Annotated in this window: 16 protein-coding genes; 6 read left to right on the forward strand and 10 right to left on the reverse strand. The window is 60.7% G+C overall.

The genetic code is table 11. The annotated features are described in order from the left end of the window. Window positions 1-97: 97 nt before the first annotated feature. The 3 genes from AC0Z4S_RS04315 (at window position 98) to AC0Z4S_RS04325 (ending at window position 4,037) form a co-directional block, all read left to right on the forward strand. Window positions 98-2,026: a RecQ family ATP-dependent DNA helicase gene (locus AC0Z4S_RS04315; RefSeq protein ID WP_485622191.1), complete on the forward strand. Its 1,929-nt coding sequence runs from the start codon at window positions 98-100 to the stop codon at window positions 2,024-2,026. Between the two features lie 208 nt (window positions 2,027-2,234). After that, complete coding sequence (locus tag AC0Z4S_RS04320; protein ID WP_485622192.1) at window positions 2,235-3,461, forward strand: 3-hydroxyacyl-CoA dehydrogenase; 1,227 nt, start codon at window positions 2,235-2,237, stop codon at window positions 3,459-3,461. Window positions 3,462-3,605: 144 nt separating this feature from the next. Further along, on the forward strand, window positions 3,606-4,037 hold the full coding sequence (locus tag AC0Z4S_RS04325; protein ID WP_485622193.1) for an acyl-CoA thioesterase: 432 nt from the start codon (window positions 3,606-3,608) through the stop codon (window positions 4,035-4,037). A 55-nt stretch (window positions 4,038-4,092) separates the two neighbouring features. On the opposite strand, the gene AC0Z4S_RS04330 is transcribed toward AC0Z4S_RS04325, so the two are convergent. From AC0Z4S_RS04330 to AC0Z4S_RS04345, 4 genes are all read right to left on the reverse strand, one after another. Continuing rightward, the gene (locus tag AC0Z4S_RS04330; protein WP_471878319.1) at window positions 4,093-4,575 is read right to left on the reverse strand and encodes a glycine zipper domain-containing protein; all 483 of its coding nucleotides are present in this window, start codon (window positions 4,573-4,575) and stop codon (window positions 4,093-4,095) included. Window positions 4,576-4,906: 331 nt separating this feature from the next. Next, window positions 4,907-7,255, reverse strand: coding sequence for an FdhF/YdeP family oxidoreductase (locus AC0Z4S_RS04335; RefSeq protein WP_485622194.1), 2,349 nt, complete (start codon window positions 7,253-7,255; stop codon window positions 4,907-4,909). Next, window positions 7,252-8,091 carry a formate dehydrogenase accessory sulfurtransferase FdhD gene (gene fdhD, locus AC0Z4S_RS04340; RefSeq protein ID WP_485622196.1) on the reverse strand — a complete coding sequence of 280 codons (840 nt, stop codon included), beginning with the start codon at window positions 8,089-8,091 and terminating at the stop codon, window positions 7,252-7,254. The genes AC0Z4S_RS04335 and fdhD overlap by 4 nt, the downstream gene beginning before the upstream one ends. Window positions 8,092-8,192: 101 nt before the next feature. Continuing rightward, window positions 8,193-9,071, reverse strand: coding sequence for a LysR family transcriptional regulator (locus AC0Z4S_RS04345; protein ID WP_253497984.1), 879 nt, complete (start codon window positions 9,069-9,071; stop codon window positions 8,193-8,195). A 137-nt stretch (window positions 9,072-9,208) separates the two neighbouring features. On the opposite strand from AC0Z4S_RS04345, the gene lysM reads away from it, so the two are divergent. Next, window positions 9,209-9,649 carry a peptidoglycan-binding protein LysM gene (lysM, locus tag AC0Z4S_RS04350; protein ID WP_471878315.1) on the forward strand — a complete coding sequence of 147 codons (441 nt, stop codon included), beginning with the start codon at window positions 9,209-9,211 and terminating at the stop codon, window positions 9,647-9,649. 97 nt (window positions 9,650-9,746) lie between these two features. Here the strand turns inward: lysM and yrfG are convergent, their stop codons facing one another. Next, window positions 9,747-10,409 carry a GMP/IMP nucleotidase gene (gene yrfG / locus AC0Z4S_RS04355; protein ID WP_071174081.1) on the reverse strand — a complete coding sequence of 221 codons (663 nt, stop codon included), beginning with the start codon at window positions 10,407-10,409 and terminating at the stop codon, window positions 9,747-9,749. A gap of 88 nt (window positions 10,410-10,497) precedes the next feature. Here yrfG and nudE point away from each other — a divergent pair, with 88 nt between their 5' ends. Both nudE and cysQ read left to right on the forward strand, forming a co-directional pair. Beyond that, a complete protein-coding gene (gene nudE, locus AC0Z4S_RS04360) occupies window positions 10,498-11,067 on the forward strand; it encodes an ADP compounds hydrolase NudE (RefSeq protein WP_253497988.1) in 570 nt (189 codons plus the stop codon). Between the two features lie 7 nt (window positions 11,068-11,074). After that, a complete protein-coding gene (gene cysQ / locus AC0Z4S_RS04365) occupies window positions 11,075-11,902 on the forward strand; it encodes a 3'(2'),5'-bisphosphate nucleotidase CysQ (protein WP_485622434.1) in 828 nt (275 codons plus the stop codon). Between the two features lie 204 nt (window positions 11,903-12,106). Here cysQ and AC0Z4S_RS04370 read toward each other — a convergent pair whose 3' ends face one another. The 5 genes from AC0Z4S_RS04370 to AC0Z4S_RS04390 form a co-directional block, all read right to left on the reverse strand. After that, window positions 12,107-12,562: a YiiD C-terminal domain-containing protein gene (locus AC0Z4S_RS04370; RefSeq protein ID WP_485622197.1), complete on the reverse strand. Its 456-nt coding sequence runs from the start codon at window positions 12,560-12,562 to the stop codon at window positions 12,107-12,109. Continuing rightward, window positions 12,559-13,941 carry a sigma-54-dependent transcriptional regulator gene (locus tag AC0Z4S_RS04375; RefSeq protein ID WP_485622199.1) on the reverse strand — a complete coding sequence of 461 codons (1,383 nt, stop codon included), beginning with the start codon at window positions 13,939-13,941 and terminating at the stop codon, window positions 12,559-12,561. Before AC0Z4S_RS04375 ends, AC0Z4S_RS04370 begins: the two co-directional genes overlap by 4 nt. After that, window positions 13,938-15,746, reverse strand: coding sequence for a sensor histidine kinase (locus AC0Z4S_RS04380; RefSeq protein ID WP_485622200.1), 1,809 nt, complete (start codon window positions 15,744-15,746; stop codon window positions 13,938-13,940). Before AC0Z4S_RS04380 ends, AC0Z4S_RS04375 begins: the two co-directional genes overlap by 4 nt. A 42-nt stretch (window positions 15,747-15,788) precedes the next feature. Next, window positions 15,789-16,334 (reverse strand): dTDP-4-dehydrorhamnose 3,5-epimerase, encoded by a 546-nt coding sequence (gene rfbC, locus AC0Z4S_RS04385; protein WP_471878310.1) that lies wholly within the window; start codon window positions 16,332-16,334, stop codon window positions 15,789-15,791. A gap of 82 nt (window positions 16,335-16,416) precedes the next feature. After that, window positions 16,417-16,941: a DUF3916 domain-containing protein gene (locus tag AC0Z4S_RS04390; RefSeq protein ID WP_485622201.1), complete on the reverse strand. Its 525-nt coding sequence runs from the start codon at window positions 16,939-16,941 to the stop codon at window positions 16,417-16,419. Between the last annotated feature and the right edge of the window lie 183 nt (window positions 16,942-17,124).

Here is a 17,124-nt window from a genome sequence, read left to right on the forward strand (position 1 = left end):
GTATCATTCAGTATTGATTCAATCCCGACCTTTTCTCGACTTGCTGCAATCGCCCGCTAGGCTTTCGGCATGGCAGCAGTCAAAGGAGTGACAGCGAATGCACCACACCCTGGAACAGGTTTTTGGTTATCCACAATTTCGACCCGGTCAGGAGGCCGCAATCAGCGCGGTGCTGGCGGGGCGCTCGGCGGCAGCGATCTTTCCCACCGGCTCCGGTAAATCACTTTGCTACCAGCTGCCGGCACTGCTGCTGCCGCACCTGACGCTGGTGGTCTCGCCGTTGCTGGCGTTGATGCAGGATCAACTGGCCTTTCTCAAGCGCCACGGTATCTCGGCGGGCAGCATCGATTCGGCACAGAGCCGCGAGGATGCTAACGATGTCATGGCCCGTGCGCGTTCGGGTGAGTTGAAAATTCTGATGATCTCGGTCGAACGCCTGAAAAACGAGCGCTTCCGCAACTTCTTGCAGCAGGTACGGATTTCGTTGCTGGTGGTCGATGAAGCCCACTGCATTTCCGAATGGGGCCACAATTTTCGGCCCGATTACCTGAAATTGCCGGACTACCAGCGCCAGTTCAACATCCCGCAGGCTCTGCTGCTGACTGCCACAGCCACACCGAAAGTCATTGCCGACATGCAGGAGAAATTCGCGATCGCCCCGGTGGATGTAGTGACCACCGGTTTCTATCGGCCCAACCTCAACCTGCTGGTTGAGCCTGTGCGTGGCCAGGACAAGCGCCGACGTCTGGTCGAATGGATGACCGAGCGTCCCGGGCAACCGAGCATTGTCTACGTCACGTTGCAGAAGACCGCCGAGCAAATCGCCGAGCATCTTCAACGCAACGTTATCCAGGCCGAGGCTTATCACGCAGGTTTGCCCCACGATCAGCGTGATGGCATTCAACGGCGCTTCATGGCCGGGCAGTCCAATTGCATCGTTGCCACCATCGCCTTCGGGATGGGCATCGACAAGAGCGACATTCGCAACGTCGTACATTTCGACCTGCCCAAATCCATCGAAAACTACAGCCAGGAAATCGGTCGCGCCGGGCGTGACGGTCAGCCCTCGGATTGCCTGGTACTGGCCAACCGCGACAGCCTCAATGTGCTTGAGAACTTCGTCTACGGCGACACGCCCGAGCGCGACGGAATTCGCTATGTGCTCGACGAACTGAAAGCCTCAGTGCCGGACGGACAATGGGAGTTTCTGCTCGGGCCACTCGCCGATCAGAGCAATATTCGCTCGCTGCCGTTAAAGACCTTGCTGGTGCAGCTGGAACTGCGCGGCCTGATTGCTCCGCGTTACGCCTATTACGCGGAGTATCGCTTCAAATATTTGCTCGAGCCGGAGGCACTGCTCCAGCGCTTCGAAGGCGAACGCAGGGATTTCGTTGCGGCGATCATCAGAACGTCCGCGCGAGCACGCACCTGGGCCACGGTAGATTTCGAGGCGATGTATTCGCAGTATTCCGCCGAGCGCAATCGCGTAGTGACAGCGCTGGATTACTTCCAGGAAAAGGGCTGGGTCGAGCTGGAGAGCAAGCAGATGACCGAGGTTTACAGCCTGCTGCACTGTGATTTTGCCAGCGACGCCCTGAGCGCTGAGCTGCACGAGTATTTCACCCGCCACGAACAGACTGAGGTGGCGCGGATTCACGCCATGCTTGAGGTGTTCGCCACCCAACGCTGCCTGGGTTATCGCCTGGCCGAATATTTCGGTGATCACAATGCCCCCGAGCGTTGTGGCCATTGTTCGGTGTGTCATGGCCATGTCGCCCGGTTGCCTGAGCCGCCAGCGCTGCCGGCGCTTGTGGATAAAAACTTCGCAGAATTATGTGGTGAATTTATCCACAGGCATGAGCAGCACACAGGGCGTATTCCATCGGTCGAACGCCTGACGCGGTTCCTGTGCGGTATCAGCGTGCCGTTGTTCACCAAGCTCAAGGCACGCGCGATTCCAGGATTCGCGGCGCTGGAAGAGTATCCCTACGCTGAAGTCCGCGAGTGGGCGCAAGAGCACCTCTGATCTGTAGGAGCTGCCGAAGGCTGCGATCTTTTGATGTTGATTTCTTCAAGATCAAAGGATCGCAGCCTTCGGCAGCTCCTACAGGGGTCATCAAGGCAGGCGCTGCATCCATCCGCTGAATGTCGATCATCACGCTAATAAACTTCAAAAAGCGTCGTGGCCTGACTAAGGTTGGAATCTGTCTTCGGGCCACCCACAAGAGAACAACATGAGCCAGACATCCTTCGAAATCCAGCAAGCTGCGGTGATCGGCGCGGGCACCATGGGCCGGGGCATTGTCATGTGCCTGGCCAATGCCGGCGTGAGCGTGCAGTGGGTGGATAACAATCCACAGATGCTTGAGCAGGCGCTGACGACCGTCGCCGAAACTTATGCACACAGCGTGCGTCAGGGCCGCATCGATCAGGCCGAAGCGGATGCGCGAATTGCTCGTGTGTCTGCGGCGGCGGATTACGCAGCGATTCGTAATGTCGACCTGGTGATCGAAGCGGTGTACGAAAACCTCGAGCTGAAGCAGAAGATCTTTCGTGAGCTGGATGGTTTGCTCAAGCCTGAGGCTCTGCTGGCGAGCAACACCTCGGCGCTGGATATCGACGCCATCGCGGCTGCGACGCGGCGCCCGGCGCAGGTGCTGGGTCTGCACTTCTTCAGCCCGGCGCACATCATGAAACTGCTGGAAATCGTGCGCGGTGCGCAAACCTCGCCAGCGACGCTGGAGGCAGCGCTGGCACTCGGCAAGCGCATGGGCAAGGTCAGCGTGGTGTCGGGAAATTGCCACGGTTTCATCGGCAACCGCATGCTGCATCCGTATGTTCTTGAAGCGCGCAAGATGCTCCTCGAAGGCGCTTATCCACAGCAGGTGGATGCTGCCCTGCAAGGCTTCGGCTTTGCCATGGGGCCGTTTCGCATGTACGACGTGGTCGGCATAGATCTGGAATGGCGTGCTCGGGAGCTAGCTGGCAAGGGGCAAGATGCGCCCGAGGTTCAGGTGGATAACCGCCTGTGCGAGCTGGGCCGGTTCGGGCAGAAGTCCGGTAACGGTTATTACCACTATGAGCCGGGCAGTCGACAGGCCGAGCATGATCCTGAAGTGGATGCGCTGGTGCTGCGGGTCAGCGAAGAGTTTGGGTTTCAACGGCGCGAGATCGGCCCCGAAGAAATTCTTGAGCGTTGTTTGCTGGCGCTGGTCAATGAGGGCGCGAAGATTCTGCAGGAAGGCATCGCCGGCTCGGCCCGTGACATCGATCTGGTGTACTTGAACGGTTATGGTTTTCCAGCGGAAAAGGGTGGGCCGATGGCCTGGGCGGATCAGCAAGGGCTGGCGGATATCCATCAGCGCTTGCTGGCGCTGGAGACGCGCCAGGGCGATCAGTGGAAGCCGGCGCGGCTGATTGGCGAGCTGGCGGCGCAGGGGAAGGGGTTTGCCGATCGTTGACACTTGTCGGCCGTGCTGACGTCTTCGCGAGCAGGCTCGCTCCCACAGGTTGGCGCATTCCAATGTGGGAGCGAGCCTGCTCGCGAAAGCTGTGCCGATATTTTGAATTAGACTCGCCAAAATAGCCTTGGGAATTGCTGATCAATGTCCAACCCGACACCACAACGCACCGACTACCCCCACTTCCAGCCCATCACCACACGCTGGCACGACAACGACGCCTACGGTCACGTCAACAACGTTACCTACTACAGCTTCTTCGACACGGCGGTGAACACCTATCTGATTCAGGTCGGTGGCCTGGATATCCATGACGGCGAAGTGGTGGGGTTCGTGGTCAGTTCTGCCTGCGATTATTTTGCCTCGATCGCTTTCCCCGATCTGATCGAGATCGGGCTGCGGGTCGGCAAGCTGGGCAACAGTTCGGTGCAATACGAACTGGCTGTGTTCAAGGTCGGCGAAAGCGAGGCGTGTGCGGCGGGGCGGTTCGTGCATGTGTTTGTCGATCGGGCGAGCAATCAGCCGGTGCCGATTCCTGCCGGTTTGCGCGAGGCCCTGGAACGGTTGGTCATCTGATCACGCAAAAAAAATCGCAGCCCCAGGGGCTGCGATTTTCATTCAAGCCTTCGCCTTAACGGTGGCGATAGTACTTGTGATGCTTGCGGTGGCCGTAGGCATGGCCGCGACCTGGATGACCACGGTCGCGATAGTAGCGGCGATCATCATGGCGGTCATAACGACGATCATCGTCGTCGCTCTTGTTGCCCATGTAGTTACCCAGCGCGCCACCTGCGCCGCCACCAGCGGCGGAGCCGATCAGGCTGCCGGTGGTGCCGCCAAGGCTGCGGCCGACAACGTTACCGCCGGCTGCACCCAGTGCACCGCCGATGGCCGCTTCGCCACGGCTGCGCTTGTCTGCGCCGACCGCACTGCCACCCGCGCCGCCCAGGGCTGCGCCGATGGTGGAACCTGTATTGCCGCCTAACGATTGACCGACGACCGAGCCAAGAACCCCGCCCAATGCGCCGCCCACACCTGCTTCGGTGGTGCCTCCGGCAGAAGCGAAGCCGCTGACCAGGCCAAGGGACAACAAGAGAATCGAGGAGAACTTCATAGAGGATGAGCCTCAAAGGGATGACGGCGCCGATCCTGAGGCTCTGCATTGGGCGTGACAATCAAAATCCGACGAATAACACGACTTGTATACAATATTGCAAGTTACTGTTTTTTCACCGGAACTTAACCGATTTTCGCCGGTCTTTAGCTACTTCGGACAGGCCGTTTTTATACAAAAACGGCCTTTTTTGTGGACGTTTGAAAAGTGCTAGCCGGAAGAAGTGTATTGAATGTCCTACCGCCTTCGCGAGCAAGCTCGCTCCCACATTTGAACTGCATTCCAATGTGGGAGCGAGCTTGCTCGCGAATAGGCCGGTACTGACACCGCTTTAGGCGGATTTAGCCATGATCAATCCCGTCTCACTCGCCGCTTCCAACCGAATCGCAATGAACTTCGATGTCGGCGTATGACTGCCATCCCCGGTGCTCTCCAATGGCACCAGCGGATTCACTTCCGGGTAATAAGCCGCCGCCTGACCGGCTGGAATATCAAATGCCAGCAGCGTGAAGCCCTTCACTCGACGCTCGCGGCCATCATCCCAGATCGACACGATGTCGGCCTTTTGCCCCGGACGGAAGCCCAGACGAATGATGTCGGCCTCATTGGCGAACAGCACGTCGCGCTGGCCCTTCACGCCGCGATAGCGGTCGTCGAGACCATAAATCGTCGTGTTGTACTGATCGTGAGAACGCATCGATTGCAGGATCAGATCCGGCACCTGGCCGGTGGCACGGGTACGTTCGTGAACCAGATCTTTCGGCAACTGGTTGGCGCGGAAGTTGGCCCGGCCAGACGGCGTGTTCCACTTGCGGGCACCAGCCGAGTTGCCCAGATAGAAGCCGCCCGGGTTTTTGATCTTGTCGTTGAAGTCCTTGAAGTTCGGGATGGTGTCGGCGATCAGTTCGCGAATGCGCCCGTAATCGGCCACCAGCCAGTTCCAGTCCACCGGTTGGCTGCCCAGCGTGGCGGCAGCGATGCCGGCGATGATCGACGGCTCCGAGCGCATCTGGTTCGACAGCGGCTGCAACTGGCCGTTGGAGGCGTGGACCATGCTGAACGAGTCTTCCACGGTCACCGCTTGCGCGCCTTCGCTCTGGATGTCGATATCGGTACGGCCCAGGCACGGCAGGATCAGCGCGTCTTTACCGTGAGCGAGGTGACTGCGGTTGAGCTTGGTGCTGATCTGTACGGTCAGGTCGCAGTTGCGCAGCGCTTCGAAAGTGCGCGAACTGTCCGGGGTGGCTTGGGCAAAGTTGCCGCCCAGACCGATGAAGACCTTGGCGCGACCCTCAGCCATCGCATGGATCGCTTCGACCACGTTGTGCCCGTTGTGGCGCGGCACCTTGAACTGGAAGCGACGTTCCAGCGAATCGAGGAACGCCACCGGTGGACGCTCGTTGATGCCCATGGTGCGGTCGCCCTGCACGTTGCTGTGACCACGCACCGGGCACAGACCGGCGCCAGGTTTGCCGATATTGCCGCGCAGCAGCATCAGGTTGGCGATCTCCTGAATGGTCGGCACCGAATGACGGTGCTGGGTGATCCCCATGGCCCAGCACATGATCACGTTCTTGCCTTTGGCGTACATGCGCGCGGCTTGCTCGATCTCGACCAGCGTCAGACCGGACTGCTCGACGATCTGCTCCCACGACGTGTCGTCAACGATGCCTAGATACTCCAGCACATTGGTGCTGTGGGCATTGAGAAAATCGTGGTCGAACACCGCTGGCTCACCAGCCTTTTGCGCATCGCGTTCCCATTGCAGGAGGAACTTGGCCATGCCGCGCAGCACCGCCATGTCACCGCCGAGTGCCGGGCGGAAGTAGGCAGTGTTGGTCGGCTTGTCGCCGTTGGTGAGCATTTCGATCGGGTGCTGTGGATGCTGGAAGCGCTCCAGACCGCGCTCTTTCAGCGGGTTGATGCAGACTACCTGGGCGCCGCGTTTCACCGCCTCACGCAACGGCTCGAGCATGCGCGGATGGTTTGTGCCGGGGTTCTGGCCCCAGACGAAAATCGCATCGGCGTGTTCGAAGTCGTCAAAGGTCACCGTGCCCTTGCCGACACCGACGCTCTGCGCCAATGCCACGCCGCTGGCCTCGTGGCACATGTTCGAGCAGTCAGGGAAATTGTTGGTGCCGTAAGCACGCACGAACAGCTGATACAGATACGCCGCTTCGTTGCTGGCGCGGCCGGAGGTGTAGAACTCGGCCTGATCCGGGCTCGGCAGATTGCGCAGGTGCTTGCCGATCAGAGCGAAGGCATCTTCCCAGCTGATCGGCTTGTAGTGATCTGACTCAGCGTCGTAAACCATAGGCTCGGTCAGACGGCCCTGATATTCCAGCCAGTAATCGCTCTGCTCAAGCAGCGCAGTCACGCTGTGTTTGGCGAAAAATTTGGCATCGACGCGGCGTTTGGTCGCTTCCCAGTTCACCGCTTTCGCGCCGTTCTCGCAGAACTTGACCATGCCGCTTTCCGGCGAATCACCCCAGGCGCAACCTGGGCAGTCGAAGCCGCCGTTCTGGTTGGTCTTGAGCATCATGCGCAGGTTTTTCAGGGCGTTGTCGCTGGTCAACCAGGCCTGGGCCACACTGATCAGGGCGCCCCAGCCGCCGGCGGCACCTTTGTAAGGCTTGTAGCGCGGAACAGGTTTCTGGTCGGCTTGATGATGTTGGCTCACGCTTGATTCTCCATCGCGGGGCTGTACACCCGCGGCGCACTTTTCTGCGGCAGGTGGATGAGATTGAGGTTGTGGCGCCGGGCCCATTGCACGGCCAGGCCGGTGGGTGCCGACAGGCTGACCAGGGTCTGGATGCCGGCACGCAGGACTTTCTGGATCAGTTCGAGGCTGCAACGGCTGGTGACAATCGCCAGCCCGCCTTCAGTGGATATCTTCTGGCGGATCAGCCCGCCGATCAGCTTGTCCAGCGCGTTGTGTCGGCCGATGTCTTCGCGGCCGAGCAGCAATTCACCGCTGGCATCCATGAACACCGCCGCGTGCACCGCGCCGCAGTGCTGACCGAGCGGCTGGAACGCGCCGATGCGCTGGCGCAGGCCATCTAGCCACTCGATCGGTGGCAAGGCTGCGCCCGCCAACACTTTGAGATCAGGCAGTGCCTGTTCTACCGCTTCGACACCGCACAGCCCGCAGCCACTCGTGCCGGCCAACTGCCGACGTTGCTGCTTGAGGTTCCAGAACGCCCGGTTGGCAATTGTCACTTGCGCGTATTGCGCCGAGCCGGCACCGCTCAGTTGCAGATCGTAGATATCGCTGGCGTCTTCGATGATGCCGCTGCCAAGGCTGAACCCGACGATGAAATCTTCGAGGTCAGTCGGGGTGACCAGCATCACTGCCTGGCTGATGCCGTTGTAGGCGATCGCCAACGCGACTTCCTCGGCCAGCGCGGTGCAGGCCGATGCCTCGAAGGGTAGATCGCTGTAGCTGTAGGTCTGGCTGGCGGCAGGCGCGGGCGTTTCGATTGCTGGCGCCGCGCAGGCTGGGCGCTTGGCGTTCATGGCATCACCGACGGTTTGATCAGGGTTAAGACTAGGCGCGGCAACTTGTCGCGTCTAATCGCTATTACCGATCTACCGATAGACGCTGTCGATCAAGCGTCTTATGGCGATTTTTGATACAGCGCGAAACAGGCTTCGGCCAGTGCCGAGCGCGGCGCGCCACGGCGCATGATCAGGCCCAGCGGCGCGAGGGTATGGGCATTCTCGATGGGTTGCAGACGCAGGTGATCGGCGAGGTTTTCCGCGCCGCCGTCGAGCGGCATGATCGCGCAGCAAAAGCCGCCATGTACCGCTTGCAGCAGTTGATGCACCGCGTCGGTTTGCAGCAGCGGCTGCGGCGTCAGGCCGCGGCTGTGGAAGTTGTGGTCGATGGACTGGCGAAAGTGCATGCCGCTGGTGAGCATGCACAGCGGCAGTTCGACCAACGATTCCCAGCTCAGAGGTTCTTCGCCGAAGCTGAACGAACGCTCGTCATACAGCAGGCCCATGCGCGTCTCGTTGAAGGCCAGCGAATCGAAACGCTCGCCGTCCAGGCGTTCCAGATACGACACGCCGATGTCGATGCGGTTATTGGCCAAGTGTTCGAGCACCTGCTCGGAGCTGAGCGACGACAGCTCGAAGCGCAGTTCCGGGTGCGCTGCGTGCAGACGTTGCATCAGCGGCAACGGATCGAAACTCGACAGCGGTACCACACCCAGGCGCAGCGTACCGATCAGGTTGCCGCGACAGGCTGCCGCTTCCGCCTGCAGGCCATCGTAAGCCGCCAGCACCGTGCGCGCCCACGCCAGCACACGCTCGCCTGGCGCGGTGAAGCCTTCGAAGCGCTGGCCGCGGTTGACCAATGGCAGATCAAGTTCTTCTTCGAGGCTGCGCAAGCGCATCGACAGGGTCGGCTGGGTGATGTGGCAGCGCGCGGCGGCCTGGCCGAAATGGCGGGTTTCGTCGAGGGCGATGAGGAATTTCAGCTGCTTGATGTCCATCTTCGCTCCGGGCGGTTGGCGGGGTGTGGAGATTCTACCGCCTGCGGCGCGGCAGCGTCATTGGTCGGACTGGAACCGGGTTTGGCTGGGGTGGTCTAGTCTTGGACGACTGGAACCTAAATCAAGGAGTGTGCGCTATGAGTCTGTTGAGCTTTGTGAAAGAGGCCGGGGAGAAGCTGATCGATCTGTTGACCCCGGGCAATGCCAACGCCAGTGAGCAGTTGAAGGAACATATCAGCAAGGTCGGGCTGGGCAATCCTAACGTGCAGGCGACCGTGGATGGCGACAAGGTGACGGTCACCGGTGAAGTGGCGAGCCAGGAAGAAAAGGAAAAGATCCTGCTTGCGGTAGGCAACATTTCGGGCGTAGGCAGCGTCGATGATCAGATCACCGTGACAGGCCCGGTTGTGGTGGCCGCCGAGTTTGTCGAGGTCAAGGCAGGTGACACGCTTAGTGCGATTTCGCTGCGCGTCTATGGAAATGCCAACCAGTACGAGAAGATTTTCGAAGCCAACAAACCGATGCTCAAGGATGTGAACAAGATCTATCCGGGACAAAAACTGCGCATTCCAAAATAACGCAGTCCTGTAGGAGCTGCCGAAGGCTGCGATCTTTTGACCTTGATTTTTAAAACCAGGATCAAAAGATCGCAGCCTTCGGCAGCTCCTACAGGGGTCAAAGCCCTGCAATCAAATCGCGGTAATCTTCGACTGCGGCAAACTCCGCTGTGTCCTTCGGCCCTTTGCGGCTGTCCGGTTCTTTCACCGCGAGCAAATGCGCCACGCCAAAATCCCGCGCACTGCGCAGGATCGGCAAAGTGTCGTCGATGAACAGGCTACGTGCCGGATCGAAACCGATGTCCGCCTGCAAGGCATCCCAGAACTGCGGGTTCTCCTTGGGATAACCATAGTCATGCGAGCTGATCAGCCGCTCGAAGTAGGGCGCCAGTTCGATCCGTTCCAGTTTCAACGACAGCGAATCGCGGTGCGCATTGGTGATCATGATCACCCGTTTGCCGGCACGCTTGATTGCGTCGAGAAAGGTATCGGCATCCGCACGCAGGGCGATCAGGTGCGCGGTCTCCTGTTTCAGTTCGCGCACTGACAGCTTCAGCTCCGCGCTCCAGAAATCCAGGCAGTACCACTGCAACTGGCCGGCGTGGCGTTCGAACAACGGCTGCAATTCCAGTTCGGCCATGGCCCGGCTGATGCCGTGCAGTTCGGCATAGCGCTGGGGCAGGTGCTCGAGCCAGAAATGGTTGTCGAAGTGCAGATCCAGCAGCGTGCCGTCCATGTCGAGCAGAACGGTATCGATGTCGGACCACGGTAAAGAAGGCATGGCAACGTCTCGAACGGTGAAAGGATATCCGACGCAAACAATCGGGAAAGCCGCGTTATAGTAGCGCGTTCACGCCAAGGAGCTTTGCATGCGCCAGAAACCCACCGTACTCGCCCGTGAGATCGTCGCCACCAGTCGTCTGTTTCGCGTCGAAGAACTCAAGCTGCGATTTTCCAATGGCGTGGAGCGCACTTATGAGCGTCTGGTTGGCAAGGGCGCAGGCTATGGCGCGGTGATGATTGTGGCGATGCTCGACGCCGAGCATGCGGTGTTGATCGAAGAATACTGCGGCGGCACCGACGAGTACGAACTGTCTCTGCCCAAAGGCTTGATCGAGCCGGGCGAAGACGTGCTGGCGGCGGCCGAGCGGGAGCTCAAGGAAGAGGCTGGTTATGGCGCGCGCCAACTTGAACATCTGACCGAGCTGTCGCTGTCGCCCGGTTACATGAGCCAGAAGATTCAGGTTGTCCTCGCTACCGATCTCTACGAAGAGCGGCTGGAGGGCGATGAGCCGGAGCCGATGCGGGTCGACAAAGTCAATCTGCGCGAATTGTCGGCGCTGGCGCTCAATCCGCAATTTTCCGAGGGCCGTGCGTTGGCGGCGCTTTATTTGACCCGCGATCTGCTGAGCCAGCGCGGGGTATTCAGCTATGAGTGAGACGTCGATGAATTTCCCCCATCCGTTGATGGCGCCGGTGGTTGAGCTGGCTTTACAGGCCGGCGAGGCGATTCTGCCGTTCTGGCGTGCCGGCGTTGAAGTCACGGCCAAGTCCGATGACTCGCCGGTCACGGCCGCCGACCTGGCCGCCCATCACCTTATCGTTGCCGGGCTGACGGCGCTGGATCCGAGCATTCCAGTGCTGTCCGAAGAGGACGCCGATATTCCGCAGAGCGTTCGCGCCGCTTGGCAGCGCTGGTGGCTGGTGGATCCGCTGGACGGTACCAAGGAATTCATCAGCGGTAGCGAGGAGTTCACCGTCAACATCGCACTGATCGAAAACGGCCGGGTGGTGTTTGGCGTGGTGGCGATGCCGACCAACGGTCGTTTTTACGTCGGCGGCGCCAAACTGGGTGCCTGGCGTGGCTACAAGGGCGCAACGCCGGTGCCGATTCAGGTGCGCGACGTGCCAGCCCCGGGCGAGGCGTTTACCGTGGTTGCCAGCCGCCGACATTCAAGTCCTGAGCAAGAGCGTTTGCTGGCCGGGTTGAGCGCCAGTCTTGGTGAGCTGCAACTGGCCAATATCGGCAGTTCCTTGAAGTTTTGCCTGCTGGCCGAAGGTGCTGCCGATTGCTACCCACGCCTGGCGCCGACTTCGCAGTGGGACACGGCGGCAGCTCAGGGCGTGCTGGAAGGGGCGGGGGGCGAGGTGCTGGATCTGCGCGGCGAGGCGTTCAGTTATCCGCCGCGGGAATCGCTGTTGAACGAGTTCTTCCTGGCGCTGCCGGCGAAGGCTGCGTGGCGTGCGCGATTGTTGGAGTTGGCCCGAGGTTAATGTTCTGAGCCGGAATTCCCCTCACCCCAGCCCTCTCCCCCAGGAGAGGGAGCCGACCGAGGGATATTGTGGAGCCGCGCCGACCTGGTCGAGTTTTGCTGAATCCGCAATCGCTGCGGTATTCAAGGTCGCTGTATAACGCAAGACACCTCGGTCAGTCCCCTCTCCCTCCGGGAGAGGGTTAGGGTGAGGGGCTTTTGATCTTCAGCTGTGCAAAACGTACTGCCCGGTAAACTTCACCGCCTCGTCCTCACTTCCCGCATTCAGTATCCGCGTCTCCAGCGTCAACCGCGCCCGCCCATGACGCCGATACATCGCCAAAAACCGCTTCCACACTGCTGCATCCGGCGCCGGACAAATCGCCACGGCGTCCCCGGTGACGGGCAGCGGATAACTGATCTGCCCTTCCTGGATGACGATGTGTCCGTCGGCAATCCCTTCTTCCTTCAAACGCAAAAGCAACCAGCCCCAACCGGCGAGCACGGCGCCACAGTAAAGGCTGCCGCCAAACATAGTGCTCTTGTGATTGACGTTGGGCGCAAGCGGCAGGTGCAGGCTCAATTGCTGCTCGTGCCACTCGAGCACCTCGAGGCCCATTTCAGCGGTCAGCGGAATGTCGTGATGCAGCACCGTTTGCAGGTAATCGCTTGCGCTGCTCATTCGCTCTCTTCCCCGTGGTTGCTGTCGCCGAAATTCAGCCCATGTTTGCGCAACTTGTCGTGCAGGGTCTTGCGCGGAATACCCAAGGCTTCGGCGAGGCTGCGTACCGAACTGTGCGAACGCGCCAGTTCGGCGGCGATCAACGATTTTTCGAAGTTTTCCACTTGCTCGCTGAGGCCGCCGTTGACCACTTCAACAGGCGCGGCGCCGCTGCCGTCAGCGCTGCTATCCAATGCCAGCTCCAGGCCCAGCGCAAAACGCTCGGCGGCATTTTGCAATTCGCGCACGTTGCCCGGCCAGGTGTGGCGCAGCAGCAGTGCGCGTTGCGCCGGTTGCAGCTCGTGGGGCGGCAAACCGTGGCGAGCGCTGGCTTCGTCGGCGTAATGCTGGAACAGCACCAAGGCGTCTTCGCCGCGTTCGCGCAGCGGCGGGATGCGCAGCGGCGCGACGTTGAGGCGGTAATACAAGTCGGCGCGGAAGCGGCCCTGGTCCGCCGCCTGGCGCAGGTCTTCCTTGGTCGCGGCGATGACCCGGATGTCCAGCGGGATCAACTGATTGCCGCCCAGGCGTTCGACGACCCGCTCTTGCAGCATGCGCAGCAATTTCACTTGCACGTCCATGCTCATGCTCTCGATTTCGTCGAGAAACAGCGTGCCGCCGTTGGCGAACTCGAATTTGCCGATGCGGCGCTTCTGCGCGCCGGTAAAGGCGCCGGGCTCATGACCGAACAATTCGCTTTCCACCACCGATTCCGCCAGCGCGCCGGCGTTGATCGCCACGAACGGGCCGTTGCGGCGGCTCGACAAGTCATGCAGTGCACGGGCGACGACCTCTTTACCGGCGCCGGTTTCGCCGAGGATCAGCACGTCAGCCTTGGTCGCCGCCAGCGCGCCGATCTGCTCGCGCAGGCGCAGCATTGGTGTCGAGTGGCCAACCAGTCGCGCGCTCAGTTCGTTGCGGTCGCTCAAGGCCAGACGCAGGCTGCGGTTGTCCAGCACCAGTCGCCGTAGCGAGAGGGCGCGGCGAACGCTGTCGAGTAGCGCATCGCTGGCAAAGGGTTTTTCCAGAAAGTCGTAAGCGCCGGCGCGCATCGCCTGCACCGCCAGCGGTACGTCGCCATGGCCGGTGATCAGCAGCACCGGCAACTCGGGATCTTGCGCGTGCAATTCATTGAGCAGTTCGAGGCCGTCCATGCCCGGCATGCGAATGTCGCTGACCACCACACCTGGCCAGTCACGCTCAAGCTGTGCGGCGAGGCCCTTGGCTTCGGACAGCGGCAGAATTTTCAGGCCGGCCAGGTCCAGGGTCTGGCCGAGAGCCTGGCGCAGGTGCGGATCGTCGTCGATCAACACTACCTGGATGCGATTGTCGATGGTCATGCACTTCGGTCCTCGGACGGTTGCAGGCTGACTCCGGGCGCGCCGGCGCGCAGGCGCAGGGTGATCAGGGCGCCGCCCTGCTTGTGGTTGGCGAACGACAGCTCACCACCGAAGGCGCGCATCAGCGTTTCGCAAATGGCCAGCCCCAGACCCAGGCCTTGCGTGCGGGTCTTGGTGGTGTAGAAGGGCTCGCTGGCGCGGCCAAGGGCTTCCATGCAGAACCCCGGGCCGTTGTCGCGAATGTACAGATTGACGCCCTCGGCGGTGGCTTCGGCACTCAGCCACAATTTACGCGGCGGGCCTTTTTCGGTCAGCGCATCAAGCGCGTTGGCCAGCAGATTGCCGAGCACTTGGCGCAATCGGGTTTCGCCGGCCTCGACCCACAGCGTCGCGGCGGGCAGATCGCGGATCAGTTCGACTTCCATACTGCGCCGACGTTTGGCCAGCAACGCCAGCGCATCGTCCAGGGCCGGTTGCAGGGCGACGCTTTCCGGTGCGTGGCGATCACGGCGGGCGAAGGCGCGCAGATGAGCGATGATCGAGGCCATGCGTCCGGTCAGTTCGCTGATCAGCTTGAGATTGCCGCGCGCGTCGTCGGTGCGCTGATGATCGAGCAGCACCTCGGCGTTCTCTGCATAGCTGCGAATCGCCGCCAGCGGCTGATTGAGTTCATGGCTGATGCTCGCTGACATGGTGCCGAGCGCCGACAGTTTGCCGGCCTGAACCAGATCGTCCTGGGCGCGCACCAGCTCCTGCTGCGCGTGCTCACGCTCGAGCACTTCCTGTTTCAAGCGGCGGTTGAGCCCTTCCAGATCGCTGGTACGTTCGGCCACCCGGCCTTCCAGTTCGCGGCGCGCTTTGGCCTCGAAGGCGATGCGCTCCAGATAATGCCGGCGCCGCTGCATCATCAAACCCACCAGCAGCATGACCACCAACAACGTGGCGCCACCGATCGCGACCACCGTGCGCACCGGGCGGTCGATCAACGTGCGCGGGGCGAGGATGCTCACGCTCCAGCCGGTTTCGGCGATGTCGTGGGTCTGCGTGAGCCACGCGTCGGAACTGAGGTTCAGCGGTCGGGGTTCACGGGTCGGGTAGGGCTGGATCGCGGTGATCGCGGCGCGCTCGGTTTCACTCAGCTCACGGGTGGCGCGGAAGCGCCATTCCGGGCGCGACGTCAGGATGACCACGCCATTGTGGTCAGTCACCAGCAGTTGTTCCGGGGTTTTGCCCCACAGGCTTTCGGTGTGGTCGAGATCGACCTTGATCACTAGCACGCCGATGATTTTTTCGCCGTTGCGCACAGCCGCGGCGAAGAAGTAACCGCGTTTGGCCGAAGTGGTGCCGAGCCCGAAGAAGCGTCCCAGGCGTCCGGCCATGGCCTCACTGAAATACGGGCGGAAGGCGAAATTGCGGCCGACGAAGCTGTCGCGTTTGTCCCAGTTCGACGCCGCCAGGGTCTGGCCGGACGTATCCATCAGGTACATGACTTCAGCACCGGTCTGCGCGGCAATGTTTTTCAGCAGGCGATTGGCGTTGCCTTGCGTAACGCCGTCATCCGGCGCACCGAGCACCGCACGCAGGGCCGGCAGGTCACCGAGAATCTGCGGCAACACCTCATAACGATGCAGAGTGCCGAGCAGGTTGGCGACGTAGAGGTCGAGGGTCTGGCGATTCTGCCCGGCAAGTTCGCTGCGGTAATAGCGTTCGGCTAGATGTTCCAGCGGCCACAGCAGCGGCGCCAGGCACAGGGCCAACAGCGCGAGGCTGCGCCAGCGAGGTCTGCGGGGAAGTGTTGGTTTCATAAGCCGAATGCGCCTGTAGAGACAGGCGCATTATGCCCGGCCTCAGTCGAAGACGTCAGCGTCCTTGAGCAGCGCGGCTGTCTGATCCTTGGCCGACAGTTTCGGTGCTTCGTCCAGTTGCCAGTCGATGCCCAGCGCCGGGTCGTCCCAGCGAATGCTGCGCTCGGAAGACGGGTCGTAATAGTTGGTGGTCTTGTAGAGGAACTCGGCGAACTCGCTCAGCACCACAAAACCGTGGGCGAAACCTTCCGGCACCCACAGTTGACGATGGTTTTCCGCCGACAGGCGCACCGCCACCGATTTGCCGAAGTGCGGCGAACTGCGACGGATGTCCACCGCCACATCAAGCACTTCACCCACGGTCACGCGAACCAGTTTGCCCTGAGTGTTCTGCAACTGGTAATGCAGACCGCGCAGCACGCCTTTTTGCGAGCGCGAATGGTTGTCCTGAACAAACTGCGTATCGAGACCCGTGGCGTCCTGAAACGCCTTGGCATTGAAACTCTCGTAGAAAAAACCGCGCTCGTCGCCGAACACCTTGGGTTCGATGATCAGAACACCGGGCAGATCGGTGGTGATGACATTCATGAGGATTTCCATAGACAGGTGTGAATGGGCGACATTCTTGCGCAAAGTGCTGCGGGGCGCGAGTGCGGACTACGCCGGAGCGTCAATCGACCTCGCCAAAATACCAGCGTTCCTCTTCATAAGTCTGCCCATCCCAGCCTTCAACCTCGTAGCGCAAACCTCGTTCGCGCATGCCCTGTGGCAACACAAGCCCCCATTCTTGAGCCAGGCTTTTGCCGGTTTCGACATATTCGCTGTCGGAGGCCGGGATATGACCGCGGTGGTATTCCAGATCCGTATAGATACAGATTTCGCTGGAAAACATGCCGGGAATACAAATGGCTGCGACTACCCGGCAGTCAAGCGCATGCTCCGGGCGAGCCAAGCGTAGATGCTGCGCCGCGTCGATCAGGTTCTGGGCACATTGCCGTTTCAGATCGGTTGTTGCCTGTTTTCCTTCGACCATCGCCATGTGAATCGGAATTTTCCAGTTGCAGTATTTATCTTCGAGAGTGAGGTCGGCTGGAAAGTATCCCTCGAAATCGGTGGCCCAAGCAGCCAAAGCACGTAAGCGGCGAGGGATGTTGCGAACTTTTTTGTCGGTAAGGGCGAGGCGACGATGGGACATGACCTGGACTTGCATCCGTGCTGTGAATTCGGGGCGCAGATTGCACAGAGCGGCGCTGAAACACAATCTGAAACTCTTGTAGGAAAATTTGACTGGAAGGCTTTCGCGACGGCAGGGCGGCCTTCTTCTGGTCGGTCTTCGTTATAAAGGGTTGCGTATCGCCGGGAGCAATGGCGATATAAG

It is taken from the genome of Pseudomonas sp. 1L-B-1-E-C1 (genome assembly GCF_057291835.1).